The organism is Planktothrix sp. FACHB-1355, assembly GCF_014748295.1.
Lineage (GTDB): Bacteria > Cyanobacteriota > Cyanobacteriia > Cyanobacteriales > Aerosakkonemataceae > Aerosakkonema > Aerosakkonema funiforme_A.
The window spans coordinates 1-2377 of sequence record NZ_JACJUP010001091.1; the positions used below are offsets into that span (position 1 = coordinate 1).

The following is a 2377-nucleotide window of genomic DNA, read 5'->3' on the forward strand; positions in this document are numbered from 1 at the left end:
AAAGGTAAAATTGTTAAAAATTTTCCCAGGAAATAATGTAAATCTTTTTGCAATTGCAGTGACTCCAGATCGCAAAATGATTGCCTCTGGAGGAGATAATAAAATGATTAAATTATGGGATTTTCAGGGAAATTTGTTAACCAGTTTTTTCGCACATAATGAAAGGATCTGGAAGTTAGGCTTTAGTTCTGATGGTAAATTTATCGCCTCCGCCAGCGAAGATGGTACGGTAAAAATCTGGCACAAAGATGGCAAGCTAGTAAGAACACTCAGACATAATGGTGCTGTGTGGGGAATGGCTTTTAGTCCGCAAGGGAATCTAATTGTTACTGCCAGTCGAGATGATACTTTAAATTTTTGGCGATTAGACGGAAAACTCTTAAAAAGAGTATCAGGAAAAAGTAACGGTTTAACGCGAGTTACCTTTAGTCCAGATGGTAAAACAATTGCTACTGGAGGAGTTGACAATACGGTAAAATTATGGAGCATCACAGGAGAGTTACTGCATACTTTACCGGGACATGAAGGTATGGTAATTAGTCTGGATTTTACTGCGGATGGTAATTTTTTGGTTTCTGGCGGAGATGATGGCTTGATTATTATTTGGGATTTAAAGCAAATTCGTACTCTCAATAACCTCGATTATGCTTGTAATTGGGTAAGAGATTATTTACGAACAAATGTGGGAGTAGAGGAGAGCGATCGTCATTTGTGCGATCGCATAGCCAAACCATAGACTTACACGAATGATTGCAAGAGGGTTTTCATAGTAATTCCCCAATATCCGTAAATTTTTCGATTAGTTTTAAGGCATTTTATCCAAATACTGCTTGTAGCCTATTTCATCTAGTTGCGCTTGTTTTTGTAATACCGATTCTGCTAGACTTTGACGATATTGCTGAACTTTTTCTAGCAATTCTGACTGATGGCTAGCTAAGATTTGTACTGCTAAAAGTCCCGCGTTTTTGGCGTTACCGATCGCAACTGTTGCGACGGGAATTCCGGCTGGCATTTGTACGATCGAATATAGGGAATCCACACCTTGCAAGTGGCGACTGGCGACAGGTACGCCAATCACGGGTAAGGGTGTCAGGGAAGCAACCATACCGGGTAGGTGTGCCGCACCGCCCGCACCGGCGATAATCACTTTGATGCCTCGCTGGTGAGCGCTTTTGGCGTATTCTACCATGCGATCGGGCGTGCGGTGGGCAGAGACGATCGCGACTTCGCAGGGGACACCGAATTCTTCGCAAACTGCGATCGCTGCCTGCATGGTGGGCAAATCGGAATCGCTACCCATAATAATACCTACTAATGGTTGAGTCATTTGTTAGTTGTCAGTTGTTAGTTGTCAGTTGTTCGGAAAACTTTGGTTTGATAAACATATATAACTATATCAGCTTTTTATATTTATATTTTAGACATCGATCGACTTTAATAAATTTACAAAAACATACGATATATACATAAATTTTAGCCATTTTTTTGGCAAATTGGGTTTCTCACAGCGCGATCGCATCCCATTCGTGATAAATTGAAGATCGGAAATAATCACAGCAGTACAAAAGTAGCCGATCTCAGCCCCGATGGATATTATCAACGCTAGAGTACCCGAATATAAAGCTTTACAACAAATATCAATTGATGCGGACGGCATCATTCAAGAAATTTCGCCCATGTACCTTGTTGGCAAACCGTCACCGGATAAGCAAGTTATCGACGTAGCGGGCGAGTGGGTTTCGCTGGGTGGTGTCGATTTGCAAATAAATGGGGCGCTAGGCTTGGCATTTCCAGATTTGAATGCAGATAATCAGGACAAATTGCCAGAAATTTGTCAATTTCTCTGGGAGCGGGGCGTTGACGCTTTTTTGCCTACCCTTGTGACAACTTCAGTAGAAAACATTCAGCGAAGTTTATCTATTTTTGCCGATTTTGTGATAAGGCAACCCCAAAATAAACCTACAGCTAAAATTTTGGGAGTACACTTGGAAGGGCCATTTTTGAATCCTGAAAAACGAGGGGCGCATCCAGCCGAGTACTTATTGCCGCTGACAATTGATAATGTAAAACAAGTTTTGGGAGATTACGCAGATATAGTCAAAGTAATCACTCTCGCACCAGAATTAGATGCAACCGCAGAAGTAATTCCATATTTGCTTTCCTGGGGAATTACTGTTAGTTTAGGGCATTCGCAAGCTACATCTACCCAAGCGGAACAGGCATTTAAATTAGGCGCTACGATGGTGACTCATGCCTTTAATGCTATGCCCAGTTTACATCATCGCGAACCAGGTTTGTTGGGATCTGCGATCGCCAATCCGAATGTTATGTGTGGTTTGATCGGTGATGGACAGCACGTCGATCCTACGATGATGAA

General features: G+C 42.0%; 2 protein-coding genes and 1 pseudogene. 2 read left to right on the forward strand and 1 reads right to left on the reverse strand.

The window, feature by feature from the left end; translation table 11 throughout:
- Window positions 1–736, forward strand: a 736-nt coding sequence (locus tag H6S82_RS29335) for a WD40 repeat domain-containing protein (protein ID WP_191057186.1), incomplete at its 5' end; no start/stop codon positions are given.
- A 69-nt stretch (window positions 737–805) separates the two neighbouring features.
- Here the strand turns inward: H6S82_RS29335 and purE are convergent.
- Window positions 806–1327, reverse strand: coding sequence for a 5-(carboxyamino)imidazole ribonucleotide mutase (gene purE / locus H6S82_RS29340; RefSeq protein ID WP_190465166.1), 522 nt, complete (start codon window positions 1325–1327; stop codon window positions 806–808).
- A 259-nt stretch (window positions 1328–1586) separates the two neighbouring features.
- Between purE and H6S82_RS29345 the strand changes: the two are divergent.
- A pseudogene (locus H6S82_RS29345) lies at window positions 1587–2377 on the forward strand (N-acetylglucosamine-6-phosphate deacetylase); the annotation flags it as partial.